Source organism: Aerosakkonema sp. BLCC-F183 (genome assembly GCF_041929145.1).
Classification (GTDB): Bacteria; Cyanobacteriota; Cyanobacteriia; order Cyanobacteriales; family Aerosakkonemataceae; genus Aerosakkonema.
Map to the genome: position 1 here is coordinate 26970 of NZ_JBHFNU010000068.1, position 26818 is coordinate 53787.

Genomic DNA, 26818 nt, shown 5'->3' on the forward strand with positions numbered 1-26818 from the left:
AAACAAAGAAACAAACTATGCCATAGTACCAATATTTAGTTAAAACTATCACCAGTACCTTAGCAATCGCTGCAAGTATATCGGGTTGGGAAACACCATTTCCGTCTATACATTGTCGGTACGACCCTGGCGGTGATTGGGTGGATTTTGGCCAAACTCGTAGCCTAAAGTGCTGTGGATTTTGACCCTCACCCTATTTTGTTTACGAAAGTTGAAAGGTGCTAACCTGTTTGGCTGCGGTTACGGAAGGGTTATTTTTCACTTTATCTGCGAATGGCTGTTGATTTTTTCAACTTATGCGCGAATTGCTGGAGATTTTTTCAATTTATGCGCGAATGAGCCGGATTTTTTTCAACTTATGTGCGAATGAGGTGGCTCAAAGGGTATATCTGCCGTTGCTCCTTTTTCAACTTATGCGCGAACCGACATCCTTGTGGCCTAAAAGTGCTGTGGATTTTGAACCCTTTTCAGTTCAGGGGGCGACAAGGGGGCTAGGAAGCTTGCTGGATGAGGTTTAGAGCTTTTAACCCCCGTTGATAAAATGTGCGCTTATTGCGAACAGAAGTGACTAATTCCTCCACCCACTCCTGACACTCATGAAAGGCAGCTATCCAGTTATAGCCATACAAACCAACCCAAAAATTGCTATGTCTTCGTTTAGTTCTGCCTGCTTCCTTTGGCCGACAAATATAAGCTGATTTCCCTAAAGTGCTTATTTGTTCCCCTTGTAACCAAGCCGTAGTCATCGCGATAGCAATCAATAAGATTAAACGTACTAACTTATCCTGTGAAGCTTGAGAACCTTCTAAATTATAACCACCAGTTTTACAATCCTTAAACATCGCTTCAATGCCCCAACGTTGTTTATAAGCTTTTACCGCTATTTCTAAATCACCTAAATTAGTCAGCAGATACCAAGGTAATTTTTCTTGTTTATTTCTATATTTCCTGCGCCAATACACGGCCAGGTTAAAACGAGCAAACCCTTTTTTTTGAGTAATGTTAATTCCCAAGAAAAATTTTCGTTGACCGGGTGCTAGCTGAATACTTGATAGGGAATTAAATTTCCGTCTTTTCAGGCGAAAAGTCGTATCCTTTTTTTGCCTCTACACGAACTTGACACCTTGGCGGTCTATCCACTGCGCCAAGTCTACACTGTGGAACTCTCTGTCCCCTACAATCACTATTTGATGAGTTTTAAATAATTTAATCACAGGGCGCAAGACGACTTGTTGTTCTCTCAAATCACTCGCTCCTTTTTTGGATAATAAAATCCAAAATATGGGGAAAGCTCGTTTTTGGTAAATCGCACTGGCCATCAGGATATTATTCTCTTGCCAAGCCGTTCTATCCAAGGCAATAATCAATCGTTTTCCTTTTGGTATACGTTGAGTAATAATTTCTTTAATCAGAGGAAACCACACCAGAACTACACTTAATCTGGTCAAGTTCAAAAAACGTTGTATATGACGACGGCGACTATTCTGTTGAATTGGTAAAGGCAGCACTGCGGCCAGCCTTTCTATTTTTACTTGTTTGTGGCTTTGCAGCAGCCATACTAATAATTTTAATGTAATCAGTTGCGTTTCGCTCAAATATTTTTGCAGATGGGTTTGATAGAATTCAGGTAGCATATTTATCGCGGTCTTGTTGAAATATAATAATCGTTCTTTTTTACCACAAGAAGGTGACTGAATTTAGGTTTATTTTTCTCTCAAGAAAGTCTGTTCTCAATAAGCTACTAAATTTTTTCCCCAGTCTAAATCCTACAACCCTTGTTCCATCTTGGTTTGGGGGCGCTTGTCGCCCCCTGAACCTTTTCAGTTGCACCATAATTTGGGTCGAAAATCCCCTTGGAAGCAGGTCTGACTATTTATGTTTGCGGGGCCATTCCAATTAGGAGACGAAAGAGTAATCGTTTTAAAAATAAGTCAGAGATAAGTCACAGACAAGTCAGAGATTTCTTAGCTAAACCTTGTAAAACTTATTGCTACAGTGAAATAGTCCATAAATCAGATGAAAACTAATTATGTCGAAACGTTCTTTGAGATTATCTCGTGAAGGTTCTAAAACTGCCGAAGCTGCTCTCAGCCTAAAAGGTTGGACTAAGGAAAAATTAGAAGTTGAAGTTCAACTATCTAGTTCAACTATCTATAAATTCTTCTCTAGTCAGCCTATTGATAAAGAGAATTTTATCAAAATCTGTACTATCCTTGAGATAAATCAAAAAGATGTTGCTGATTTATCCGAACCTCAAAATACTGAATCAATCGAGCAGCTAGTTGTAGATATTCGGCAAAAATGTCAATCAAGCATTATTCAAAAATGTGGGATAATGCGGGTATTAGATATGCAGTACCCTATTGAGGTCAATCATATTTATACAACTGTCAATATTTTAGAAAAAATTACTAATAAACAACGAAAAAGCATTGATGAGCTTACCAAAGAATTTTCAGTAAATTATTTTGAGCGCTTAGGACTTCCTAAAGTTGCTCAAGAAAGAGTGCCTGGATTAGAGGCAGTGACCAAGTATGACAAATTGATGGTTTTAGGGAAACCAGGAGCAGGGAAAACGACCTTTTTAAGGTATCTAGCAACTCAATGTATTTCAGGAAATATTTTTAATAATTATGTACCAATATTCATATATCTCAAAGAATTTGCTAACCCTGATGTTAAAATAGGTTTACTTGATTACATTGGGAAGGAATTATCTAATAACCACATTGACAATAACCAAATAGTTCGGTTGTTTGAGCTAGGACGGATACTATTATTGCTAGATGGATTAGATGAAGTTCGGCAAGAATACGATCGCCATGTCTTAAAAGAGATCCGTGATATTTCTCAAAGATTCCCTAATAACAAATTTATCCTGACTTGCCGAATTGCAGCCAAGGAATATACATTTGAGCATTTTACAGATGTAGAAGTTGCTGATTTCGACCAAGAACAAATCCAAACCTTTGTCAGTAAGTGGTTTTCATATAAAAATAATATCTCTAATTCTGACCAACGGTTTATGGAACACCTCCAAAAAAACCAATCAATCAAGGAACTAGCTAATAACCCACTACTGTTAACTTTGTTATGTATTGAATTTGAAGATGCTGGAGACTTTCCTAATAGTCGTGCTGAGTTATACAAAAGGGCAACTCATACACTTTTAAGGAAATGGGATGCTACTCGTATTATTGAACGGGATAACGCTTATAAACATCTCTCTGTACCGCGCAAAGAAGATTTACTTAGCTATTTAGCTTTAATAACCTTTGAGAAAGGGGAATATTTCTGGAGAAAACAGGATGTGCAGGAATATATAGCTTCTTATATTAAAAACTTGCCAGAATATTCCCAACTTCCAGAAGCTTTAGCGCTAGATAGCGAAGCTGTATTAAAATCTATTGAGGCACAGCATGGGTTATTAGTAGAACGAGCTAGAGAAGTTTATTCATTCTCTCATTTAACATTTCACGAGTATTTTGCTGCCAAAGAGATTGTATCAAAAGCTAATCCAAACGAATTTAACGATTCTGGTCTGAATAATTTAATTAAATACGCTTTTTATAAACAATGGCGTGAAGTTTTCTTGCTAACTACTGAGATGCTAAGAAGTGCTGATGTGCTTTTGCTATCAATGAAATATCAAATCGATCTAGCCGCTGCACAAAATAGAACTATTCAAGAATTGTTAACTTGGGCTAGTCAAAAATCGCGTCAAATATCTAGCTCTCATCAGCCTAATGCAATTAGAGCATTTTACATTTGTCTGGCTGTAGGTATTGACATATTAGATAATACAAACTATTTTCCCTATTCACCTTGGGAATTTTTAGAGATGAGCGATCTATTACAATCTTTAGATTCCAATATTCAGTTAAGCTTCTATGAAGGATGTGCTTCAGGATTTGGTATGGGAAATTTCCGTGCTTCTCTTGACGATCCAAATCTAGCTTTAGACCTTAATTTGGCTCATGCTCGCGCTCAAGCATCTTTGTTAAATCGCATTGCTAATAGGAATCCTGAAAATGAGGAATTTACATCTATTAGCCTTTATGAAGGAGATGAGGATTATGAAATTGATGAAATGTATAACAAGCATCCGATTGACGATACTAATTTTTACACCTTATCTGATGCGTTATATTCAGCCATAGCATTGACTGATAATCAAGATTTTCAGAAAGAACTTATCAACCTAGATGAAGAATTGCCAGAAGGGGTTTACGATCATTGGGATGAATATTACCATTGGTATAAGCATGATAGTGGTGCTTGGGGTGATAAGCTTAAAGGCTTGAATCGTAAATATCGCAATATTGATTATGATTGGCAATTAGATACCGAGCAAGAATGGGGAATGTTACGAGCATATTGCTACGCTAATAAATTGTTGTTAGATTGCCTTCAATCGCCATGTTATGTCAAGCGTGAAACTAGAGATTTTATCCAATCAACATTGCTTTTACCATTCAATGAAATTGAGATAGAGGCTTCTTAAAATCTTTAATTAGAAACTCCTATCAATTGTGGGAAATTGGTATAAGTTTCCAAAGGACCTAATACTCCCATCATAAATTAAACTTACGCTGCTTTAGTTGGTTTGGCTTTAGCCCTCTGTTTAAAACTTTCAAAGTCTAACGCCAGTACCGGACGATCGATGACGGCGATGGGGTTTAGTGATCAACGCCTTACGGCAATCAAAGGTTATTAACATGATTAAGCGATACTGATTGTCAGGGTCAATTTGTGATCAACGCCTTACGGCAATCAAAGGTTATTAACGGCGTCGCCTGAAATCCGAGCGTACTGGATGCTGATACACAATTTTACAAGCACCTTGTAACAGTAGCAACGAAGCAGTCGAGTTTAGCAAAAAACCGGGGTGAAGTTGTATCGTAGAACCCTTATCCTATCTAAGTCATAGCATTTTGCAAGTACCTCCTCACACCGAAAAAACGAGCTTACGCTAGTTCCTATCAGGGTTTTGAGCAATCCAATGCCCACCGTTTCCGTTACGCGAACAGGTGCTTGCATCAGACAATCCGATAAGTTTGCGCTTCTATTGGCCATGCTCCGGGTCGGTTGTATAACCTGATTCCTTCTACACAGCGATGGCACAAACGTATCAACAGCAGGTCATCGTCGGCAGTTAAGATTTTTTCTAACTCCCAGCGTAATTTTTCTCGCTCCCGTTGAGTAAGCCAACAACGAAAGATAGAATATTGCAGCCTTTCACCATATCCCTGGAGTAACTGATAAGCTTTGCGCCAACGTTTGGGACTACGGATATCATAGGCAACTAAGTACGAATGTCGATCTTCTGCCATTGCCATACCTCACCGTACCACTAACCGACCAAACAAGTCGCCTTCACCGTTCCATTGTTTTTCTAGCAGTCGCACTTCTAGTTCAAACAAACGGCGATAGGTAAGCGAATATCCAGTAACCGGGTGTTTCCAACTTTCTTCCTTACGGCGTTCGTACAAGTTGACCAATTTGCGCGGATTGATCCAAGTCTAAAAAAGCTGGGTAATTTAAACTAAACCGCAGTGTATACACAAAAAATAATTTCCCACCACCTCTCAATATGCTGAAAATTAGTCAGCCGATAATCTGTCCAACCCAATTCCTGCTTACACTGACGAAAACCATATTCTACCCAAGTTCTTAAGTAATAATTTCTGCCGCTAATTCTATTTTGGTCTGATATTTATCTTCGGCCTTTAGCGTCCCTTTAGGTTTGCTTATTTTAACAATTAGAGGAAAGGTTATATTCGCGTAAACTCCATAAACATTTACTGAAACTATACCATTATCTATTTTGCCCACACTCCCTAAATATTGTCTGGCTACGTAATCAGTTTTTTTGCCTTTTTTCCTGTCTCCTGTTTCATCTACTACTACAGTAATTGGCTGGCCATTTAATGTTTCCTTGATTTTGTTTAATCTCCGCCTTTTTAATTTATTTACTGACCAGTCTGATTTCGCTAGAAAATGATGTAATGACTGAGGAGACTTGATACTTACAACTTTCGCTATCTCCGGCAGCGATTTTCTTTTAAGCGGTGACATTATTCCTAAATGTAAATATTTAAAACACTCATAATTTCTTACTTCTTTAAATATGTGTTTATACTCAGCACAGTATTCATCTACGAGCGCAACTGTTGGCTGGGCATAAGAAAGCCAAATGTTTTCGGACTTGGAATTCTACATCCATTGCCCTACCTGCCTTGTAGAGTTTTATTTTTTGATTCTTCTATTCATCATACTCGGAGAGTGACAGAAGAGGGGTAACTAAAACTAACTATGAACGATGGCGTCACTAGGGGTTATATATATTCTTATTACCTAGTTATTAGCCCCAATTGAATCACATCGAAAACGAATGGCAAAGAATTAAGGAAGATGAATTAGCTGGTCAAATGTTTGAAGATGAATATGAGTTGTATATGGCAGTGATATCAGCCATAGAATCTCGACAAGCCAGGAATGGATTAGCAGTCAAAAGGTATCGTTTTACCAGAGAAAAAATTTAGCTAGGCGGTTGTTTATGTAGTTATTTCTAACACCATTTCTCGTTTGTTCACTGGTGGGAATTTCGTGTCTTGAGGGGACGAACGCTCTTCACAAAAGTCCCAAAAATTAATACCCTGTCGATATAGTTTGTTCAGCCAACAACGTAAGAGATTCCACCCAAGCTCCCGCCTAGCTGACCTATTTTTTTTGACAACAATCTGTAAAACCATTACTGAGTGAGGGTTTCACAGATTGTTGTCGCCCCGTCAGGAAATACATTCAAAAATTTTCAATTTGTCTGCAAACCAACACTAAAAACTTGCTTTGGTGGCTTGTTTTGAATTATTTCATTATTTTTGATTGGCTTTTGGCTCAAATCAGAGAAAGCGTCTGCCCAAGCTACCTCTGACAGAAGTCGAAGGATTGGACAAAGGTGGCAGTTAGCTCTGATTTCGTATTCTTTCAGATGGGGCGCTTTATTTTTAATCTCTTGGAATGTCTCTCTAAACGCTTGTTGCTGTGGTGTATCTCCTGAAAGCAAAAACTCCTGATACCAAAACACTTTTTCAAGCAGTGGTTTGGAGCTTTTGGCGCTCAAAAACTCCAAAACTTCCTTGACTATTAAACGGTGCATATTGAGGTCAACGGAATTCCTAAATATTTCTAGCTTTTGCTGAAGGATAAATTTGGATTCCCAGCTCTCATAGGGATTTATTTTTTTGACTCCTGTGACATATTCGTTACAAAAAGTGTCTAACCAGCTATGTAGTTGTCCTCGGTTACTTTTGGATGTGAATAGCTCGCAAAAATGGTCTTTAGCTGTCAAAAGTAACACTTTTTTGGTGGCAAAATTATCTAGAAATTTCACAAATAATTCAAGACATTCGTTAGTTATTTCGTAAGGATTAGGTGGCAGTTCGCAAACATAATGCCTGTTGTAAGTAAGGAATACTTTCCAAAACCATTGCTGTAAGAGTTTCAACCTTTGGTTGGCTGCATTTCTGGTGCGGCGTTGAATCTCAGAAACACTATATTTGGATACCCTAGCTTCGCATTGTTTTACCAAGATAGGATTAGTATCAGCACGATGGACGAATTGAGCGCGGACTGCAACCGCTTTGCCTTGTGAAGTTAAGCGTGAATGAGCCATTCTTAAAAACACCGAATCTTTGCAGTTAGGACAGATTAATCCTAAGTTTAAAAAATCCCCGTGGTTGCAGTCAGACGCGCTAAATAGTTGGCCTCCGTATCTAATCGATGCAGCGTATTCCATAACAGAAGTATTTTGTAATTTGGTTATTTAAAATTTATCAGGACTGTTTTATCGTAACAATCTGGCGTTGGAATTAATTTTAAATGAAATGTTAGGCATGGGTTTTTACTTCCCCGGTTGTAGTAGCGATCGCTCTATGGTTACAATCCAAATAATAAGCAAGTATACTTATTAACAATAGTGAGGATTTTTGAGGAATTTTTAGGAATACTTGAGGATTTTTGAGGAATTTTTAGGAATGTTTGAGGAAACACCCCAAAAGAAGTACAACAACGTCCCTCACGAATTCCTCAAAAATCCTCACAAATTCCTTAAAGATCCTCGCAAATTCCTTAAAAATTTGGCTCGGTGGAAAAATGTGTAATGAGTACACATTTTTTGATAAAACCTGAGAATAAGGTTGGCTCTCTTCGTTGTTTTGTTAGTGGTTGCGTCGGTGTGAGTACAGCAAGCTCCAAACCAACAGATAATTTAAATCGATCTGCATTACCAGCAGGTAGTTCAATTACCAAGTCAACAGGAACGGGCGGTTTGTATAATGGGCAACGCCGATCGAGACAAGGGGGGACAGAGGGTGCGATCGCAACTACCTTACCTTGACGGACAAACAGAATATCAAGAGGCTCATTAACATTTTTCATCCACACGGACACGACCCTTGGCGGATGGACGGGAAACAACATTCCCAAGCCATTGAGCTTGTCTCGATACATCAACCCTCGCGCCTGCTCTCTTTGAGTCCGGGCAATCTGTAGCGGAACCTTACGATTATCCACTACCAAGTAAGCTATTGGCTTTTCAGTTTCACGAGTCGATCGCTTTTGTATGGTGGTAATAATTTGAGTCAGGGAACCGACCACCAAAACACAGCCTATAGAAACTCCAACCAAGTCAATAAATTTATCAATCCGATTCTTACTATGCTGCATGGCTAATCAAGATTTGTGGAAACCGAAACTGGTTGACCCCAAAATGTTTGGATTGGAGGTGCATACTTAGAACTATCAGGAGTGCTCGATGGTTCGCAAAAGTATTTAGATTGGTTTTGAATTGCAATAATTCTGTCGGGGTCTATTGAGTAGAGTGAATGAATTGAGGAGGCAGCTTCTATTAAATCATCAGCATTTATTTTGAAGGTTATAGGAGTCACTGCATCCGCCAGTCCTGCTTGCATTGTTTGGCGTTTCTCTGCTAAAGCTTGTTGGAAAATTTTGTTGACCGCTCTTTCTACTATTGCTTCTAGTTCGCCGCCACTGAAGTTAACTGTAGAACTATTCAGCAGAGTGCGCCACTCACTTTCACTTAATGGGCCATCGCCCGTAGCGTACCGGGAATCATATCGGGAAGCGTGCAGCTGGATGATTTCTTTCCGTTCGATCGCTTGAGGTAAACCAACATAAAATTTTCTATCAAACCTTCCCGCACGAGTTAATTCTGGTGGTAGCGATTTGAGGCGGTTGAGCGTGGCAATTACATAGGTTTTGCTTTTCTTCTCTTGCAACCAGGTTAGTAACGTACCGAGAATTTGCCTGTTGGCAATGTCTTCTCCTGAATTATTTGAGGCGGCAAAGAGTTTGTCAAATTCGTCAAATCCTATGACGCAAGGTTCAAGTGCTTCCACTCGCCGCAGCACCTCTTTAAGGAACTTTAGACCGCCTGCTACTATCGTCCCTACATCTAGCATGACTAGCGGGAAGTCCAGTAGGACAGCGCAAGCCTTGACAGCCCTACTTTTGCCAGTCCCCGGTGGACCTACTAGCAAGCATCCTTTAGGAAGGGGAAGATTGCTTGCACGAGCTTCTGGAGAGTACTTGTTTTTAACTTCGATAAATGCTTTTTTAAGCAAGTCCAAGCCCCCAAAACTTTTGACTTCCGGTTTGGGTATGAACTCTAAGTTAAGGCTGCGAAGTAGGTTGATTTTATATTGAAGTAAAAAGAAAAGTGCGTCTTTTTCCTTAGTGCTACAACGCTTCAAACCTAAGCGAAGCCCAGTTTTGATTTCCTCTTCAGTTAATCCAGAAGCAGCCAAAGTTAAAGTGTTTATGTCAGAAGCATTTTTATCTACACTCTCTTCATTTAAAACCTCATTAGCTATTGAGAAGATTTCTTCAGGTTTGGGCAGAGGCTTCCACAATTCTGGGATAAGATTTACCAGATGTGAAGGTAAATCCACACCCATTGTCGAGAGCAGAATCAGGTATTTGGGTGACTGACTCAAGCGCCAGGTATTAAAGATAGTTCTGAGTTTGTCGTTGATTTTTAGAGCGCGAGCGCACCAGAGCGAGTCTGTTTGAGGTAGAATATTTATAAAAAACTGTAAATTTTCTACCACAAAGATACCAGGCTCTTCGCACTGTAGCAAAAAGTTAACCAGGTCAATTAAGCAGTCATTAATTGGTTGAAACTTATCCCAGACTTTTTGACATAGCTTTGATCCGTAAACTTCAAAAACCTCTTGTCCATAATTCCAAACATATACTGGCAACTTCCTGGGAACTGCCAACCGTTCATCAATCCATTTCAATGTATTCGGCTGCTCTATAGCAGAACACTGAATGGAAACGACTTTAACAGTTTCTATTAATAAATCCAGGTCTTGCCAGTCCATAATATTTTGTCCGCTTGAGTTTTTACGTCATAACCTATTTCCTAGCAAAGTTTTTCCAAAAATAATACCTACCTTCAGTGGGAACAATATCTTTAAATTTTTCTAAGGCGGTATAGTCTTAAAAATCGACAGTTACCGCTAAATTTAGCTAAGCTTTACGCCTAAAGACAGAGAAGCGCTATTCCAAAAGTAATTGTGGTTTTTCCGCCTCAAGTTGCATAAGTTTTCTCCCATTTAGCACACAAAAATAGCGGAGCTTTTTACTGCCTTTAGAAAGATGGATAGTCAGTTAATGTCGGGCTATTAAATAGAAAGAATAATTAAAACAGCAATTCACAATAACTAGCTGTTTCACTGACTTGTTTAGAGCTATTGGAGTTGAAAATAGAATTTATGACTTCTCAATTTGCGCGTTATCGCGTGCGTTCATGCCAGCTTAAAAACCAAAGCTTTTTGGCACGGATACCTATTAGCGCACTCATGTCAACAGCAACAGTCTTACTTTTAATTGACATGGTGGTAGATGGCGGTGTTACCAGTTTCCTTGCTTTTGGGCTTGGCATTATCGGAACGGCATCGGTAATATGGCCTCGCGAAATCAACAAATTCTTTAATGGGTTTTGGCACTGGCAGCGTCGCCATAAAGTCAACATTCTACCTTTACTTTGCACAGTGATAGTAACGCTGTGGTGGTTGGATATTACTAGCGCTCCTGCTCACGCTCAATTTTTTATTCAAACTGAAAATTGGCTGCGTAGCGCTTTTCCAATTAACGGTGCTACTGGTGGTACTGGAGCTGGTGGAACTGATATTTACAGCGTCGTTTTTAACACATTACGAGCAATTTTTGTTTTGTATTTAGCAGTTGCTTTAGTCAGAGTAATTGCAGCAGCCAGAAATGACGAAGATTGGCAGTCTTTAGCCAGAACTCCTCTAATTATTCTGGTCACAGTAACTTTAGGGGATATCTTAGCTGGACTAATTACTGGTGGTGCAGCTGGTGGCCCTGGTGCTGCTCCTTAATCTTCGTTTTAGTTAACTCCACTTTGGGTAAAAATCGATGCCCGAATCAAATAACAAAAGATTTCGAGCCGTTAACCCTACTTTGGGAAAGGCTCCCAAAGTGGGGCCATTCCCAGCCGATCAAATATTTCCTTGGGCAGGTATTTGTTTGACAAGTTACTGGGTTTGCAAACTTATTTTAGGTCTTTCTTGGTTGTGGACTGGGGTGATTGCTGGCTGGGGAATCTCTACTTGGTGGGTACTGACAGGGAGTAAAGCTTGGAAATTCTTGTCAAAATTTATTTCCACTCCCTTTTGGGTTAGAGGATTTGGACAGTATCGCAGAATGCTAAAACCTACGCCAAATCGACAATTCAAAAAAGTTAACAAATATCGACGATAGAAGGTGGGAGATTGTGTTTGGGTTTAAGAAAAAAGACAAAAAGAAGGCTCAACCAATTAAGGTAAAAACCAAAACTAAGATTGGCAAGCGCTGGATAAATGATGGAGAAACCAAGGTTAGAGCCACGCCCTTTGAAGATGAATGCCATTTAGCGTCAATGGTGCAAATTGAACTGAGAGGTAGAAAGATAGGTGCTTACCTGCTCAAAAAAGGTGAAAACAGCTTTATGCTTCAGTTCGGGTTTGAATGCCAAGGTATTCATACCACTCTAAGAACTGAACAAATCGATCCAATTTTTGATGCGATTGAAGCCAGTTTAAAAGACTTACCGGAGAACGAACGGTTAACCATCAACTTAGGTTCTTTCACGTCAGATGCAGCCAGACAAGAAGAATTGAAAAACTTGTGCCAACACGCACCCAATACAGAACTGCAATATTTGCTCATGGGTGAACGCAAGCGGGTACAAGAACTGACTGATATGGGCATTCGCAAGCCAAAGTTCTTACGCTTATATGGCACTTATACCGTTGAGCCAGATACTGAGGGAACAACGGATTTGATTGAGAAAGCTTTAGCCAAACTTGAACGATCGTGGAAGCAATTTACAGGTGAATTGCAGCACTTGCAATACATCCGAGTTGAGAAACTAATTTATTCATCTTTTACGGATGGATTTCAAATCTGGGAACAATTGCTGGCTAACAAAATGGGATTAGATATTCGCCCATTAACTGCTGTTGAATTATGGGGGCATTTGTGGCAGAGGTTTAACAATACACCAACAATTCCAGTACCCCAGTTGTTGGTGCTAGATGAAGATGGGTTGCGAGAAGACGTTTGTTCGGAAGTTCACCCGGTCACTTTATTAATGGAATCGCATTCTAGCGTACCTGTTGCCGACCGACGGTGGGTAAACGTTAACGGTAAATACGTTGGGGTGCTGACTTTTGTTGATAAGCCAGGAGGTTGGGTCAGCAAAGAACAACAGTTGAGATACTTTTGGGACAACGTGATGCGCCGGGAGGACATCTACGATACTGAGATTTTCTGCCAGATGATGCGGGCTAATGACACTTTGGTGAAGACGAATATGCAGCGGATCACCAAGCAATCAACCGTATCGGCACAGCTGGCGAAAGAACAAAACTCGGTTGATGTTGGTTCCTTGCTCAAAGTAGAAGATGCGATCGCAGCCCAAGCCGAACTATATCGAGGTGCTGTCACTATCCACACCGCCGTCGCTTTCCTAGTCTACCGCGACAGCCGCAGCAAGCTGGATGACGACTGCCGCCACATTCAGTCGCTGTTTCTGCGTCCAGCTTGGGTGCTACGGGAAACCGAATACCCTTGGAAACTATGGCTGCAAACACTACCCATCTGCTGGGACAGGCTACTAACCACTCCTTTTAACCGCCGCCTGCCTTACCTGAGCAGCGAAGCTCCTGGTTTTATGGCTCTAGTTCGCACCCGTTCTGGTGACAATTGTGGCTTTGAGTTGATTGCAGAGGAAGGAGGTACGCCAGTATTCCTCAATTTATTCACGCAACACAAAAATCTAGGGCTATTTGGTACGACTCGCAGCGGTAAGTCTGTCACGGCAGCAGGAATTCTGACCCAAGCCCTAGCTCAGGGGATGCCCGTTGTCGCTCTCGATTACCCCAAACCAGATGGGACTAGCACTTTTACCGATTACACCTATTTCATGGGGCAAGATGGTGCCTATTTCGACATTGGTAAGGAAAGCTCTAATTTATTCGAGTTACCAGATCTGAGCACCCTCGAACCGAAACTTCAGCAAGAGCGATTTGAAGACTATAAAGAGTTTCTCACTTCCGCTCTCATGGCAATGGTTGTGGGAACCAAGCGTGGTGAAGGTGCTAGAGAGCAAGCTTTATCGGACACCATTCGCTCAATTTTGGCACTTGCTTTGGAAGAGTTTTTTGGCGATTGGCAAATTCGCGATCGCTATGCCAAAGCATTTATCAACGGCTTTGGTTCTCCCGAATGGCAAGCCACGCCGACCTTAGCTGACTTCTTAAATTATTGCTCTTCGGAGCGCTTGCAACTAGATACGATCGCCGGAGACATTCAAAGCGCTCTGCCATTAATTAAATTGCGATTGCGATTTTGGATGTCATCGCGAGTCGGTAAAGCGATTTCTTCCCCTTCAACTTTTCGCAGCGATGCCAGATTATTAGTTTTTGCTCTGCGAAATCTTTCCAACGATGAAGATGCAGCTATCCTTTCCCTATCAGCTTATTCAGCTGCTTTAAGGAGAGCTTTGGCGGCTCCTGCCTCCATATTCTTCATCGATGAAAGCCCGATTTTATTTGAATACGATAGCATTGCCGCTCTGGTAGGCAGGCTTTGTGCGAACGGAGCCAAAGCTGGAATTCGAGTCATTTTATCTGCTCAAGACCCAGACACGATTGCTAAGTCTCCTAGCGGAGCCAAAATTTTTCAAAACCTCACTACTCGTTTGATCGGTCGAATTCAACCAACAGCCGTTGACAGCTTCGTACAAATTCTGAAATATCCACCTGAAATTATTAGTCGCAACTCTACAGAAAGTTTCTTTCCCAAAAAAGCCGGGATGTACTCGCAATGGGTACTAGATGACAGTGGAATTTATACATACTGCCGCTATTATCCATCACCCCATTTGTTAGGCGTTGTAGCTAATAATCCTGAAGAACAAGCGGCACGCACCAAAGTTATGGCTCAACACGAAGATAAGTTGATTGCGCTTACAGAATATGCCAAGCAACTTGTCGCTGGCGTGAAAGCCACTTAGTTAAATCAAGGAGAATTTTATGCAGTCCAAGAAAAAAATAGTGTCCGGAATTGTAGTCAGTAGTTTGTTATGGGGAATATCATCGTCTCCTGCTGCTGCTGTCTCCCTAGATTTCCTCAAAAACAATCCTTTGTTCGACTTAGTAGAGCAAGTTCAGCGTTACATTAATCAAGCCGAACAATACATCAGCCAGGTGATTACAGACAAAATCAAACCTCTGGAAGAAGCTATCAATGAAGACCTGGAATCAGCCATTAATGAAGCTAAAGGAGCTTTAGGTTTTCCAGATCCGATTGCTACCCGTCAAGGTGTCGAAGAAACTTTAGGTGATTCTGATGTAGCTGTTAATCCAATCGATCGCACAACCAACGAAGTCGATCGCCAAATTACCAGAGCTTCTGCTGCTGCCACATTAGGGCAAGAAGGACAGCAACAAACCAAAGAAGAGATCGCTGCTACTAAACAATCTGTTGATACAGTACAACAACAAGCAGAATTAGCTGCTGAAGAAGTCGTTACTCAAAATGTAATGAAGCGGATCGCTCAGCAAAACGTTCAGATTTCTTCAATGCTAGGTGGGTTGCGAAAGGATAACTTACAAGCAGCACAGCGTCAAGAATTAGCTAACATCAATCTCACTAATATTTCCCGTTCCATAGACGGCCAAAATCAAGCTCGTTCCAGCGAAATAGTAGGCGCAGGACTTGGAACACTCAGAATCACATCCCAAGCCAAGTTATTTTAAAAACAAACATCACCCATGCTATTAACTCCTTTGACTTACTTTAGGTTAAACACTTTATTTATCGCTCAAGCTTCGGGTATTCCGGGTGTGAGAGAAGAAGTTTCTCGGATTACTGAAGAAGGTGCAGCAGCTAGTGATTATATTGCTGCACAACTAGACGGTCTTTGGAGTGACATACTGGGCGGTGGTTTGTACGCAGCACTCGTGCGGCTGGGGATTTTCTTCGCTATTGGCACTCTAATCATCTTTATGGTGCAATGGTTTAAAGCTTTAGTAGATGGAGATAATCCCCAGGCTTTCTCTGAGATAATTTGGCCTATAATCGTCATTTTCCTACTGACGAATAACGGTCAAGTTTTATCAGCTTGTACGCTTCAACTTAGAAACATTATCAATTCCGTCAATCAAGCTGTTCTCACTTCCACTACAGGATCTTTGCAGCTGCAAGAAGCATATCAACGAGTTCAAGGAAATTTAGGAGCCGAAAGCGCTATACGAGGATTGGAAGCACAATGCGCCACTCTAGTCGATCCAGCACAGCAAAGTGAATGTCTGCAAAATGCAGGTCGTCAAGCACAAGAAATAGCCAATCCTTCCTCTAATAATCCATTGTCAGGCATTCAACAATTTTTTAGTACTAATGTATTTCAGTTAGCAGTTAGGGGATGGCTAATCGCTTTTAGCATTGCCTTCCAATGGATTGTTGAAATCTCCATGCTTTTAACAGGTCTTTTAGGGCCACTAGCTGTCGGTGGAACGCTGCTTCCAGTGGGACAAAAATCGATTCTTGCTTGGTTAACTGGCTTCTTTTCTATTGGGATGGCTAAATTATCTTTCAACATTATTTGTGGATTGGTAGCCACTTTAATAGTCAATGCCGAAAATAGCGACCCGTTAATTTTTGCTTTTGCCACTGGATTACTCGCTCCGATCTTATCTGTTGTTATCGCTACAGGTGGCGGTTGGGCTGTGTTTAGTAGTTTGAATTCAATGTTTAGATTTGGCATTAGCGCTGCTATTCAAGTTTGGACAGGAAAACTGAAATTAGGTTAAACAAAGGAGGGATAGTATGAAATCGTATCATCAAGAGGTTAATTCGGAAAATAGGTTAGAAGAATCTGCCGAATCAAAACGCCTCCGGTTTTTAGAGCGTCAAAATCGACCTTCAAAAAATGATGCGCTAGCCTTATTCGCAGTCGGTACTTTTGGGTTATTAATAGTCAATCTTTTTGGATTATTTTTACTGTATGGGAATTTTTCGACCCTAGCCAGAAAGAAACCTCCTTCTTTAGTGCAGCTAGAGACGGGAAAAGCGATTACTGTAGCTCCTTTAGGTAGTACAGAACGCTCTCCCAAAGTGGTACAGAAATTTGCGATCAACACCATGACCTTAATGATGAATTGGTCAGGTAGTTTACCAGCAACAACAGTAGAAGAAGCTGCCAATCCTAAACGAGATCCAGGAGTGAATGTGGGTAGAGGCAAAGTATCGACATCTGCTTGGCAGGCCAGCTTCGCCTTAAGTGAAGATTTTCGTAAAGAATTCTTAAATAAGTTGGCGACTCTGACTCCTAGCGGTGTGTTTCAAGGAAACGTTCAAGTAACTTTAGTTCCTTTAAACGTGCAACCACCGCAACAGATTGCATCAGGAAAGTGGAAAGTCAAAATGGTTGCCAACTTAGTGGTATTCGATCGCACTGATAATCTCGGCAATGTAATCCCTTTTAACAAAGAAGTGTTCGTTCAAGCGGTAGAAGCCCCTGACCCACCTGCCGAAACAACTGGCATAACGGCTGTTATTTATGCAGTGCGTTCTAGTGGCTTAGAAATTTATGCAATTCGCGACTTAGAAAAGGAGAATTTGTAATGTCAGAACACAACAATAACAATGGTAATAACAATACCCATGAGTCAGCTAGCTTGACTACCAAGCAAAATTCTAGCGCTAAACCCAAATGGGATGAGGATAGCATCGCCCAGCTTTTAGGGCTTAGAGAACGCGGTGTAGAATCAGCGAATTCAACTGCGAAATTAACCGCTGACAATGAAAATGAATCTGCTGATGAAAACGTTGAAACCTCAAAGGCTCAGCCTGAAAGTGGCAACATTATTTCTCAAGCCGAATTGTTTGAAGAAGAAAACTTAGACTCAGACCCTCATAAAGCTAAGAGCCAAGCAACTTTATCGAGCAATCCTTTAGCCAAGCTCGGCTTAGTAGGGTTGGGAACTTTTGCCATTTTCTTTGTGGGTGGGTTATTCCTAAATAACATTATGAACACCAAAATTAAACCTTCCCCAACAGCACAACAACTGCCAAATCCACTAACTGAAAAAAAAGAACAAGAGAGTAAGGATGCTGAAACTGCTAAGCTCAAAACTCAGTTAGCGCTGGGGGCTCAAGAGGAGCAATTAGCAGCTTTAAATAGGTCTAAAAGCCCAAAAAATAGAGAGGTTAATAATAAACCTGTTAAGGAACAAACAACAGCATCCACTATTACAAATCAACCAAAGCCAATAAGCAGTTCACCACCCCCAGCAGTACCTTCTCGCGTTCCACCAGCTAGTCCGCCTCCACCCCCTCGCGTAATCACTCGCTACGTAACTCGTACAGTACCCGTACCAACGCCAGTTGTAACTCGCCCAACACCCGTAGCTATCACCCCACAGCCCAGGTTAGCACCAGCACCAGTTGTACAACCTGTTGCTACAACTCGTCCGACACCCGTAGCTATCACCCCACAGCCCAGGTTAGCATCAGCACCAGTTGTACAACCCATTGCTACAACTCGTCCGACACCTGTACCCACTACACCACCGCCGACTCTTAGGCCAATTCCTACTCCACCTCAACAACAGGAAAGAAAGGAAGAACCTCAAAAAATAGCTCCTATCGATCCAATGAAACAATGGATGGCTTTGCAAAAGTTAGGGAGTTACGGCGAAGTTCCATTTGAAGAGAGCGACAACGAACAAGCTACTTCTGTAGCAGTTAATCCAACTAATGGATCTGCTGCGCTTCCTATTGGAGGAAGAGAAACCGAACAAGTTGTTTCTGCAACGCCAGTAAATTCTCAAATTACTCCAACTCCTACCCAGAATTCTGTGGAAGTAGCTACTGTACCAAGGGCGACTCCGGTAGAGAGAACAACTGCAATTAGCTCTTCACCAGAGGATACAACTTCATCTGAAGAAGCAAGTATTATCGCAGGGGTTCCTGTAGAAAATGTGTCAAATGAAGAGTACAATATTCTCACAGGAACACCCTTGTCAGAAGTCAGAAACCTCCAGGTAGGACAACAGGCAGAAGCTGTATTAGTTACACCTGTTATTGCAACGATTGATTCCAGTACGAACAATGATATTCAAGTTGCGTCTGTACGTTCTACCGGCAATATAGCTTCTTCATCAAATGCACAAGAAGAACGGTTTGTCGTGCAACTTAACCAATCGTTGGTAGATTCTTTAGGACAAGCTTTACTACCACCTGGAACGCTGGCGGTATTTGAGGTGAAATCAGTTCATCCGAGCGGTATGGTTGATTGTGATGCGATCGCTCTGATTATCAATCAAAAAGAATACCTTTTACCTCCAGGTTCTATTAGTATTCGGGGTGAAGAGGGCAAACCTTTGATGGCTCAAAAATACGACGACAAAGGGCTAGAAATTGCCTCAATGGATGTAAGTACGGTTGTCTTTGGTTCTCTAGCAAATTTAGGCAGAGTTTTAAACCAACCCCGCAGCGAAGAAATAGACGATTTAGATTCGGTTTTTGGTTCAAGGCGGCGTACCCGCGTTGACCGGAATAAACCCAACATATTGGGAGCGGTATTGGAAGGCGGCTTTACACCGCTATTGCAGCAGATCCAGCGGCGCAATTCTAGAGCGATCGCCCAAATCCAATCACGCCCCAATCTCTGGTACATCACACCCAACCAAAAGGTTGTTGTATTTGTCAATCGTTCCTTTGATTTGTGATGAAATTTCTGTCTACAAAAATCATATCGAAAAACTGAATTTTCCAAGGAGGATGTTAATGAAAAACACTTTAAAAACCACTTTTTTAGTTACTGCTGCTATCAGTGCTATTTGCTTATTCCATCTGCCAGCCGAGGCAAATTCAGCAGTGCGACGCATTTCGGTAGAAGCGGCTACAGGAAGTACGGGAACACCATTAAATTTGGGAATTTCATCTGGTTATGGTCTCAACATCAGCTTTATTCCAACAGGAGAAATCATTGAAAAAGTTTGGCTTGACGACCCTTCATGGCTCACCACTGATGTAGACGGATGTTTAGAGGGACTCTCCACCAATAACTGCGATAAACCAGGAGCAACTGTGCTGCACTTACGGCGAATTCAACAACTGAATTTTCCGGGATTAGCACAATCACCATTAAAATCCACTCTCCTAACATTAGTGACCAGGGGAACACAAGGTCGGCGAGTTTACGTATTCCGAATCCAGTTAAATCGTCCATCTAGAACGCCACCTCAATACCATACTGTAGAGGTAGTACAAGACACTCAACAAACTACCCGTACAACTGCTGCTGTGAGCCTTCAAAGATTGAACTTTGTAGCTAACAGTAATAGTAGAGTTAATAACCAAACTATTGAACGGATCGAAAAGGGAATCGCTTTATCCGTTGAACGCCAATGGTTACGCCAAGGCTCTCCTTTGTGGTATAGACTTGCATATTTTTTAACAAATCTACGCCAAGGCATTCCGTTAGAGCAAGCACGAGTTAGTTCTCAACTTTCCGTTCAATTAGTCAATCGATTGCATCAACTTGGTAGCTCTGTCGAGCCAGTTTTACCCTCTGGTAATGGCTTATTAGCAACTCAAGAGGAGGTGGAATCGCTATGGTGAAGTTAAACAGATGGAAGCGCTTTTTTTCATTATGGGTATTAGGATTTTGGGTAACAGTTTTTTTAGGGTTTGGTTTTTGGCTTCCCGCAGTCAAAGCAAGAACAAATAGTTCAACAACCCTTATTCCCACCCAAGACTGGCAACAAGCCAAGTTACCTGACTGGAGCCAAATTACTTTTGACAGTCTTCCACCGATTTCTTCTAACGGTTCTTTTCTGGCTCCAGAAGAGGTTATTTCCCAACTAGATTACGACCCGTCGCGTCAGTGGGTAGCCGGACAAACTCCAGATAAATTTTTGAAATTGGGTGATTTTCAATCTTCTTTTAAGTTGCAAAACTTCGATTTGAGTAAGATTGCTCAAGTTGTTGGATTGGATTTGAATAATATCACCCTAGAGCGAGTAGGGATAATGAACTTTCAAAACTTAGAAAGTTTAATTAAAGCTATCCCAAGCTTGGGTCAAACGCCGATTCAAGAAATTCTGCCAGTTATGGATTTACTAAAAAGTAAATTGACGACGGACTTTGACCCCAGTCAAGCAATTGGTCAACTTTTAAAACAATCTCCACTTGTGGGTAAATTGGACTTTTCTTCTGTGGAGCTAAGTAAATACAGATTAGATTCTATACCAGGGATAGACACAACTCCGATTGGCGCTTTTAAAGATTGGCAAGCAGTTGGTATCGATGCCATTCCAGGACTTAAAGATGTACCTTTTTCGGAGTTTCCGAATCCAATTAGTGCGATCGGTACAGCTGTAGGAACAGTCGATATCGCTTTTGGAAATGCAGAACAACAGCGCATGAGTACAATCAGTGGTTCGGATATCGAAGGTTTCAAAGTTCGCTGTAATACTGAATGCACTCATATCGAATTGGCTGGCGACCCCACCGTATTGGGCAAACAGTGGATTTCTGGAAAGTCTCAAGAAGTAAGAGGCGGGCACGGTATTCTCGCCTCAGTAAACGGGGGTAAAGAACCAACAGGTCGTCACCCTTTTGGGGAAGGCTTCAAAGTCGTTATTTGGGACGTTTCGGAACCGGAAGGTACGGCAACTTTAGCTTTATTTTTCCGAATTTGTATCAACTTCTTAGGCTGCACGCCGTATTTTATTGGCCCAGTGCCATTGATGACCGTCAAGGAAATGGAACCTATATTTTTAGGTCTGATTGAACCTGGCTCTGGTGGTATTTCAACACCAACTGGTGCAGACAATGGTGGTACTAAATCTACCTTGGATAAGGCTCCTTTTACTAATAACAGATCGTTATCTTATCTATTTCCAACAACCAAAAAAGGTGACTGTTCCGTATCTCGTTCTGGGGTAGTGTTAGATGCGCTGTCAGCATCTCTTTCAGAGATAGAAGGAAATTATAACTCTGTGGGGGCTTATACTTGCGATTCAACAGGCAATTGCGGTCGGGGGTTAGGAGGAAAGCAATTTATGTCTTATCGTTCTGACGTGCGATCGATTATTTCTACCAAGCCTGGAGGAAATAAATTTCTTAGCCTCTTAGATTCTGGTAGCCCTATTAGTGGCGAAGAAATGCTTTTGTATTTTTCAGAAGCTGACCAAGAAGCTTTGTTTAGAACTGACGCCAGCACATTAATCGATCGCGCCTCCCAACAAATCGATCCAATCACCGGAGAGCCCTTTAGTGGAAATCGGCTTGTAGAGCGAGTCGCCCAGATGCACTTTGGTGGTAGCGGGATTCCAATTGATACCAGCGCCAGCGATACATACAACCGTTTAACAGTCAAAACTTACGGCGAAAAAGCGGCTGCTAATTATCAACAAGCTCTCCAATCGATGGGTTGTTCTTAAGTTATTAAAGGAGGATTAACTAATGTTTTCATCATTATCGCTCCTTTGGTCTACCAGAAAGAGAATTTTATTAGCGATAGGAGCAAGTTTAAGTGGAGTCGTGTTGGCTTTTTTACTGCTGACATTTCTAGCAGGTCAAGAAAATAATGCTACCAACTGGAAACCCGCTTCTGTTGCGGCTCCACCCACATTAGTCAGTCAAGCGATCGAACAAAATTACCAAGGTGCAGGTGAAGAACTTGACATTAATAGAGTCAGAGTGTTGCCAATCAATAGCAAAGGCTCCAAACTTTACATCTTTAATTTCAATACTCCCAGCTTATGCGGGATTGGCGGCTGTTTATATGTGGTTTACACCGAATCAGGAACTCCCGTTTTGCGTTTATTGTTGCAACCTAAACTCCCGAAAGGAGTACCTTTATTTGCAGTTGCAGGCAACGATAAAACCCAATCTGGATATCCTTGTTTAGTTGTTTCTCAAACAATCAATCCCAACGACAACACAACTGAGAAGAATAAATCCCAAACAGAATTACTTTCAAAAAGTTTGTACTGCTATTCCGGTTCTAGTTTTGCTCGGTTTAATAGCTCGATTACAGAACTATCAACGAGAGGTTAAATATGTCAAATTTGCAGACAATAAAAATATCTCAACCAAAGTTAGTGCTAGCTAAAACGCCTAAGTTTCAACATCCTCTACCAACTACTGGAACCCAATTAATTTCATACTTGAAAACTCAATCTGGGTTAACACTTTTAGCCTGCTTAGTTGCAGTAGCCTTACTTCAAATTTCTAGTAACCTCTCTAAGAAGGGGAAAATTGCTACTTCTTACTGGGGAGGGGGAAAAGAAAAGGCAGCGGCAGCACGTAAAGCCAAAAAGCAAATAGCTAAAACTACTCGTAATAATGTAGCGCTTTACATCGGTACGCCAACTTTTATGCGTAAGCGGTTAAGAAAAGAGTGGCAGCAGGCGGGTATGCCTGTAGGAAACAAATCAGTTTGGCAGCAACAGCTTTTGAGCCTTATCAGTCCGTCACCAACTTTATGGGTTCCAGATGCCCAGCGAGGAATAGCTGCAATTGGTGCTGCGGGTAGCGGTAAAACATTCTCCGTAATTGACCCGCTGATCCGTTCTGCCATTGACCAAGGTTTCCCAATATGTTTGTACGATTTCAAATATCCAGCACAGACTAAAAGAGCAGTAGCTTATGCCCTGAAACGTGGATACACAGTGCGAGTATTTGCTCCCGGTTTTCCTGAATCTGAAGTTTGCAATCCTTTGGATTTGATTCGGGATGAAGAGGATGCAATATCAGCTGGTCAGCTAGCACAAGTAATTAGCAAAAACTTCGATAGAAGTGGCGGTACTGCTAGTAGCGATAAGTTTTTTGAAGAAGCTGGCGATAGCTTAGTTGAAGGTATTTTACTAGCAACTAAAGCTGTCAAGCAACTCACTGGAACTGACAAATACTGCGATCTAATGATGGCTCAGGCGATTTTAAGTTTACCTGACCTAGCAGCGCGATTAGAAGCAGCATCTAAGAACCAATTAAAAGTTTGGACAAGTCGGCCTCTGTCTCAATTAATTAGTGTAAAAGATTCGGAAAAAACCGTGGCTGGCATTGTTGGCACGGCGCAACGAATGTTTCAGCGCTTCCTTAAGCGAGATTTTGTGGGAGCGTTTTGCTCTAGCACTACTCTACCTCTAGATTTAGATAACAAACAACTGATTATCTTTGGACTCGATCGCAACAACCGCGACATAGTTGGGCCACTCTTAGCTGCCATTTTACACATGGTAGTCACTCGAAATGTTTCGCGCACCATACCACGCCAAAATCCATTAGTAGTTGCCCTGGATGAATTACCAACCTTGTACTTACCAGCATTAGTGAACTGGTTAAATGAAAACCGCGAGGATGGATTTGTGGGTATTTTAGGTTATCAAAATATCGCCCAACTCGAAAAAGCTTACGGCAAAGAATTATCTCGTGCCATCTTAGGAGGTACAGCTAGCAAATTTATTTTGAACCCACAAGATCCCGACTCTGCCAAACTATTTGCTGACTATTTGGGAGAAACAGAAATTGAATTTAAGTCCAAAAGCCGCAGCACTGGAAAGGGAGGTGGGTCGAGAAGTATCAGCGAAAATCACCAAAAAAGATATCTACTCGAACCCGCACAATTTGCCAAAATGGAAACCGGACGAGCCGTAATTATTAATCCAGCTTACGTGCGTTCACAAGAAGCGTATGTGCCACTATTCCAAACTGTAAAAGTTCCCCAAGGTGACATCGATGAAATGGATTGGTCGGAGTCGAAATGGAATATGATTCGCGAACGTCTAATAGCAAGAAAGTCAGCTATTAGCGATGATGATCGTCGGGCGCAGTTTGAGGAAAGACGGGCGCTAGCCGAGCAACTATTTCCCCTACCTAAACAAGAAAAAGAAACTGACGAAGATAGCGATTTAGTTAGTTTATTTTAGGAGATAACTATGAGCAACATTCAAGAAATAGAAAAATACCCAGAGTGGTATCGAGAGCTTGAAGAAGCAAAAAAGATGCCTACTTTACCACTGGATTATACACCAGAAGTAGTGGAAATTTTCGATCAGTTTGGCCTACTTTGTGGAGTGGCTTTTGGAGTGGCTTACGAATGCGATCGCATTACCAATAGCCAGCCATCAGACATAACATCTCCACAAAAGAGCGAATTCATAGCTTGGTATTTGGATGGGAAACTCGCTTTGTTTTACACAGAGTCAGAAATTTTAGTAAATCGCCTTGAAAGTATGGCAACTGCTGCTCTTTTCTTAAAAAACTTAGAAGAAGTGTAAGTTATGACAGGTATTATAGGTGCTGTTTCTCCAGGTGAAGCTGCTGCGGTTCAAGAGCAATATTTACGCTTACTTGAACAATTACTACAATTAACAGCACAAGACACTGATTTGTCAGAAAAAAAGTCGGGAGTGCGAATATTTGATGGCGAAGGTTTGGTTGCTGAATATCCCGATAGAGAACCGCAATCAGAACAAGTTAACTCAGATTTAGCCAGTCAAATGGTACAACTTAGCACTACTCCTGTTGGTGGTGTAGTTGAGGGTGCTAATAACAAGAAAGTAGAAGTAGATGGTCGTGTAATTATGCAATCCGACAACAATGGTCAAGTCACTGTCAATGAATTATTAGAATTAGGACAAAACCGAGTAGAAGCCACACCATCTTTTAGTGTGGAAGACTTAGCTAAAGGTTTCGCCGGAACGATCGCTCCCCCAAATTCACAACCAAAACCATCAATCAAGTCGAAAACACCTCAACAAATGGCAGAGGTAGCCACAGAGATAATTCAAAATCGGGCATCTAGTTTACCCGAACAGGACAATTCTAAAAATGTAAGTTATAAAGACATTCCAGATAATGCTGAAATAGCTGCATTCCAACAACCGAGCGAACAACAACAAGTAGAACGAGGTAGCGATATTGTTAATCGAAGTCTCGCTCAATTACCAGAAAGTAATACCAAACGATTAGCTTCCTCTTACACACAAGAAATTCAATCTCTATTGCAGTTACTACAAGCTCAAGAGCGCCAAATTAACCAGTTGCAAACTTCTGTAGGCGAACTGACAATACAGCTTAAACAACGTCTATCACAACCAGAAAATAAATCTTGGTGGTCGCAAGCAAAAACTACCCTACTTAATAATTGGAATAACTGGAAGCAAGTCCAGCAACAACATCAAGCAGCATTGGTAATTCGTCAGCTATATACTCAACAAGCTTTTGGTAATAACAAGCTTCTTCAGCTAGCTGAATACCGCATAGAAAGGTCAGGAAAAAAGTATACTCTAAGCGACCATTCGGGTCAAGTTATAATGCGGTTTTCTTCCACTTCATTAGGTGTACGAGTAGATGCTGAAGGCATTAAACTTACCTCGAAAAATTATCAAGATATCGAACGGCTGAAAATACAGCAAAGTAGGGGAGAACAGCCTGATGGAGCATTTTCTCACCCAGGAGCAGATCTAGCTACATCTGAAATTGAGTACTATATGCGGGCGCGTAAAATTGCCTCTCGCTTATTGGAGTACGCTACTAGAAAAGGTCAGAACATAACGCTGGATGGTCAGTTTTCTTATAAGTGGAAAGCTTCCGTAGATGGAGAAGTGCAAATTCATGCCAAAGATGGACGAGGTTTAATTTTAGCTCAAGTTGGAGATAAAATGCTTTGCCGTATGAGCGCTCGCGACTTAGGTTACTTTGAAAAAGCATTAGAAAAGATACATTCTCAGGAAAATTATCGTGATAATACTCGTTCTTCCCCCTCTCACCAAAAACATGGCTTAGAGCGATAAAGCTATCTTTATGTTGCACCTAATCTACACCAAATACCATTTCTCCAATGCAAGTATGCCATACCATCTTGCATTATTTACCCTGCCAAAAAGAACTCGAAATCTGTGGGAGATTGTAAGCTAACACAGACAAAAGTTTGCCAATCAATGATTTAAGAAAAAATGTTTTATGCCCAAAAGTAGATGTTTCCCAATCTAATTTCAGCCAAAGTAAAATTACAGCAGTTTTCAAGCTAGTGCAATACATCTAATACAGCTGCACAAAAGCTGCCCGCTTTGTAGCCGAGAATTTGTAACAAAGTGAATTAGCAATCGCTAAAGTAAGGCGAGCGCTATGTTATTTTGGTGATTCCTAATTACTTCGGCGCTTACGCAAAACCAAGTGCTTTGCATCAATATAGATTTCCAAA

The 26818-nt window shown here is 41.2% G+C and carries 22 protein-coding genes and 1 pseudogene; 15 read left to right on the forward strand and 8 right to left on the reverse strand.

Annotation, left to right across the window (positions count from 1 at the left end):
• Window positions 1–491: 491 nt before the first annotated feature.
• Window positions 492–1013 carry a transposase gene (locus ACE1CD_RS20175; protein WP_374794671.1) on the reverse strand — a complete coding sequence of 174 codons (522 nt, stop codon included), beginning with the start codon at window positions 1011–1013 and terminating at the stop codon, window positions 492–494.
• A gap of 93 nt (window positions 1014–1106) precedes the next feature.
• A complete protein-coding gene (locus tag ACE1CD_RS20180) occupies window positions 1107–1634 on the reverse strand; it encodes a hypothetical protein (protein ID WP_374794672.1) in 528 nt (175 codons plus the stop codon).
• 395 nt (window positions 1635–2029) lie between these two features.
• On the opposite strand from ACE1CD_RS20180, the gene ACE1CD_RS20185 reads away from it, so the two are divergent.
• Window positions 2030–4504, forward strand: a complete 2475-nt coding sequence (locus tag ACE1CD_RS20185) for an NACHT domain-containing protein (protein ID WP_374794673.1) — start codon at window positions 2030–2032, stop codon at window positions 4502–4504.
• A 535-nt stretch (window positions 4505–5039) separates the two neighbouring features.
• Here ACE1CD_RS20185 and cas2 read toward each other — a convergent pair.
• The 3 genes and pseudogenes from cas2 to ACE1CD_RS20200 all read right to left on the reverse strand — a co-directional run.
• Window positions 5040–5339 (reverse strand): CRISPR-associated endonuclease Cas2, encoded by a 300-nt coding sequence (gene cas2 / locus ACE1CD_RS20190; RefSeq protein ID WP_374826086.1) that lies wholly within the window; start codon window positions 5337–5339, stop codon window positions 5040–5042.
• Window positions 5340–5342: 3 nt separating this feature from the next.
• Window positions 5343–5501 carry a hypothetical protein gene (locus tag ACE1CD_RS20195; RefSeq protein ID WP_374794675.1) on the reverse strand — a complete coding sequence of 53 codons (159 nt, stop codon included), beginning with the start codon at window positions 5499–5501 and terminating at the stop codon, window positions 5343–5345.
• Window positions 5500–6226: pseudogene (locus ACE1CD_RS20200) on the reverse strand (transposase); the annotation flags it as partial. The pseudogene ACE1CD_RS20200 and the gene ACE1CD_RS20195, both read right to left, overlap by 2 nt.
• A 148-nt stretch (window positions 6227–6374) precedes the next feature.
• Here ACE1CD_RS20200 and ACE1CD_RS20205 point away from each other — a divergent pair.
• Window positions 6375–6545, forward strand: a complete 171-nt coding sequence (locus ACE1CD_RS20205) for a hypothetical protein (protein ID WP_374794676.1) — start codon at window positions 6375–6377, stop codon at window positions 6543–6545.
• A gap of 269 nt (window positions 6546–6814) precedes the next feature.
• Here ACE1CD_RS20205 and ACE1CD_RS20210 read toward each other — a convergent pair whose 3' ends face one another.
• The 3 genes from ACE1CD_RS20210 to ACE1CD_RS20220 all read right to left on the reverse strand — a co-directional run bounded on the left by ACE1CD_RS20210 (window position 6815) and on the right by ACE1CD_RS20220 (window position 10406).
• On the reverse strand, window positions 6815–7675 hold the full coding sequence (locus ACE1CD_RS20210; protein ID WP_374794677.1) for a hypothetical protein: 861 nt from the start codon (window positions 7673–7675) through the stop codon (window positions 6815–6817).
• A 455-nt stretch (window positions 7676–8130) separates the two neighbouring features.
• On the reverse strand, window positions 8131–8727 hold the full coding sequence (locus ACE1CD_RS20215) for a DUF192 domain-containing protein (RefSeq protein ID WP_374794678.1): 597 nt from the start codon (window positions 8725–8727) through the stop codon (window positions 8131–8133).
• Between the two features lie 2 nt (window positions 8728–8729).
• Window positions 8730–10406, reverse strand: a complete 1677-nt coding sequence (locus ACE1CD_RS20220) for an AAA family ATPase (protein ID WP_374794679.1) — start codon at window positions 10404–10406, stop codon at window positions 8730–8732.
• Between the two features lie 393 nt (window positions 10407–10799).
• Here ACE1CD_RS20220 and ACE1CD_RS20225 point away from each other — a divergent pair, with 393 nt between their 5' ends.
• From ACE1CD_RS20225 to ACE1CD_RS20285, 13 genes are read left to right on the forward strand one after another with little or no spacing between them, the layout of a single operon-like run.
• Complete coding sequence (locus tag ACE1CD_RS20225; RefSeq protein WP_374794680.1) at window positions 10800–11429, forward strand: hypothetical protein; 630 nt, start codon at window positions 10800–10802, stop codon at window positions 11427–11429.
• A 37-nt stretch (window positions 11430–11466) separates the two neighbouring features.
• Window positions 11467–11811 (forward strand): hypothetical protein, encoded by a 345-nt coding sequence (locus ACE1CD_RS20230; RefSeq protein WP_190474673.1) that lies wholly within the window; start codon window positions 11467–11469, stop codon window positions 11809–11811.
• Window positions 11812–11824: 13 nt separating this feature from the next.
• Window positions 11825–14608: a hypothetical protein gene (locus tag ACE1CD_RS20235; RefSeq protein WP_374794681.1), complete on the forward strand. Its 2784-nt coding sequence runs from the start codon at window positions 11825–11827 to the stop codon at window positions 14606–14608.
• 19 nt (window positions 14609–14627) lie between these two features.
• Complete coding sequence (locus ACE1CD_RS20240; protein WP_374794682.1) at window positions 14628–15353, forward strand: hypothetical protein; 726 nt, start codon at window positions 14628–14630, stop codon at window positions 15351–15353.
• Window positions 15354–15368: 15 nt separating this feature from the next.
• Window positions 15369–16406 (forward strand): hypothetical protein, encoded by a 1038-nt coding sequence (locus tag ACE1CD_RS20245; RefSeq protein WP_374794683.1) that lies wholly within the window; start codon window positions 15369–15371, stop codon window positions 16404–16406.
• A gap of 16 nt (window positions 16407–16422) precedes the next feature.
• Window positions 16423–17220 (forward strand): hypothetical protein, encoded by a 798-nt coding sequence (locus ACE1CD_RS20250; protein WP_374794684.1) that lies wholly within the window; start codon window positions 16423–16425, stop codon window positions 17218–17220.
• Window positions 17220–19328, forward strand: coding sequence for a hypothetical protein (locus tag ACE1CD_RS20255; protein ID WP_374794685.1), 2109 nt, complete (start codon window positions 17220–17222; stop codon window positions 19326–19328). The genes ACE1CD_RS20250 and ACE1CD_RS20255 overlap by 1 nt, the downstream gene beginning before the upstream one ends.
• Window positions 19329–19386: 58 nt before the next feature.
• Entirely contained in the window at window positions 19387–20223 is an 837-nt protein-coding gene (locus ACE1CD_RS20260) for a hypothetical protein (protein ID WP_374794686.1), read from the forward strand.
• On the forward strand, window positions 20217–22049 hold the full coding sequence (locus ACE1CD_RS20265; RefSeq protein WP_374794687.1) for a M23 family peptidase: 1833 nt from the start codon (window positions 20217–20219) through the stop codon (window positions 22047–22049). Before ACE1CD_RS20260 ends, ACE1CD_RS20265 begins: the two co-directional genes overlap by 7 nt.
• 22 nt (window positions 22050–22071) lie before the next feature.
• Window positions 22072–22668 carry a hypothetical protein gene (locus tag ACE1CD_RS20270; protein ID WP_374794688.1) on the forward strand — a complete coding sequence of 199 codons (597 nt, stop codon included), beginning with the start codon at window positions 22072–22074 and terminating at the stop codon, window positions 22666–22668.
• Window positions 22669–22670: 2 nt separating this feature from the next.
• A complete protein-coding gene (locus ACE1CD_RS20275; RefSeq protein WP_374794689.1) occupies window positions 22671–24539 on the forward strand; it encodes a type IV secretory system conjugative DNA transfer family protein in 1869 nt (622 codons plus the stop codon).
• A 9-nt stretch (window positions 24540–24548) separates the two neighbouring features.
• The gene (locus ACE1CD_RS20280; protein WP_374794690.1) at window positions 24549–24890 is read left to right on the forward strand and encodes a hypothetical protein; all 342 of its coding nucleotides are present in this window, start codon (window positions 24549–24551) and stop codon (window positions 24888–24890) included.
• 3 nt (window positions 24891–24893) lie between these two features.
• Window positions 24894–26408, forward strand: a complete 1515-nt coding sequence (locus tag ACE1CD_RS20285; RefSeq protein ID WP_374794691.1) for a hypothetical protein — start codon at window positions 24894–24896, stop codon at window positions 26406–26408.
• The last annotated feature ends 410 nt before the right edge of the window (window positions 26409–26818 follow it).

Coding starts and splice junctions, on each gene's coding strand:
- ACE1CD_RS20180 (WP_374794672.1), bottom strand. CDS start 1,634: ATGCTACCTGAATTCTATCAAACCCATCTGCAAAAATATTTGAGCGAA.
- ACE1CD_RS20185 (WP_374794673.1), top strand. CDS start 2,030: ATGTCGAAACGTTCTTTGAGATTATCTCGTGAAGGTTCTAAAACTGCC.
- cas2 (WP_374826086.1), bottom strand. CDS start 5,339: ATGGCAATGGCAGAAGATCGACATTCGTACTTAGTTGCCTATGATATC.
- ACE1CD_RS20210 (WP_374794677.1), bottom strand. CDS start 7,675: ATGGCTCATTCACGCTTAACTTCACAAGGCAAAGCGGTTGCAGTCCGC.
- ACE1CD_RS20215 (WP_374794678.1), bottom strand. CDS start 8,727: ATGCAGCATAGTAAGAATCGGATTGATAAATTTATTGACTTGGTTGGA.
- ACE1CD_RS20220 (WP_374794679.1), bottom strand. CDS start 10,406: ATGGACTGGCAAGACCTGGATTTATTAATAGAAACTGTTAAAGTCGTT.
- ACE1CD_RS20225 (WP_374794680.1), top strand. CDS start 10,800: ATGACTTCTCAATTTGCGCGTTATCGCGTGCGTTCATGCCAGCTTAAA.
- ACE1CD_RS20230 (WP_190474673.1), top strand. CDS start 11,467: ATGCCCGAATCAAATAACAAAAGATTTCGAGCCGTTAACCCTACTTTG.
- ACE1CD_RS20240 (WP_374794682.1), top strand. CDS start 14,628: ATGCAGTCCAAGAAAAAAATAGTGTCCGGAATTGTAGTCAGTAGTTTG.
- ACE1CD_RS20245 (WP_374794683.1), top strand. CDS start 15,369: ATGCTATTAACTCCTTTGACTTACTTTAGGTTAAACACTTTATTTATC.
- ACE1CD_RS20250 (WP_374794684.1), top strand. CDS start 16,423: ATGAAATCGTATCATCAAGAGGTTAATTCGGAAAATAGGTTAGAAGAA.
- ACE1CD_RS20255 (WP_374794685.1), top strand. CDS start 17,220: ATGTCAGAACACAACAATAACAATGGTAATAACAATACCCATGAGTCA.
- ACE1CD_RS20260 (WP_374794686.1), top strand. CDS start 19,387: ATGAAAAACACTTTAAAAACCACTTTTTTAGTTACTGCTGCTATCAGT.
- ACE1CD_RS20265 (WP_374794687.1), top strand. CDS start 20,217: ATGGTGAAGTTAAACAGATGGAAGCGCTTTTTTTCATTATGGGTATTA.
- ACE1CD_RS20270 (WP_374794688.1), top strand. CDS start 22,072: ATGTTTTCATCATTATCGCTCCTTTGGTCTACCAGAAAGAGAATTTTA.
- ACE1CD_RS20275 (WP_374794689.1), top strand. CDS start 22,671: ATGTCAAATTTGCAGACAATAAAAATATCTCAACCAAAGTTAGTGCTA.
- ACE1CD_RS20280 (WP_374794690.1), top strand. CDS start 24,549: ATGAGCAACATTCAAGAAATAGAAAAATACCCAGAGTGGTATCGAGAG.
- ACE1CD_RS20285 (WP_374794691.1), top strand. CDS start 24,894: ATGACAGGTATTATAGGTGCTGTTTCTCCAGGTGAAGCTGCTGCGGTT.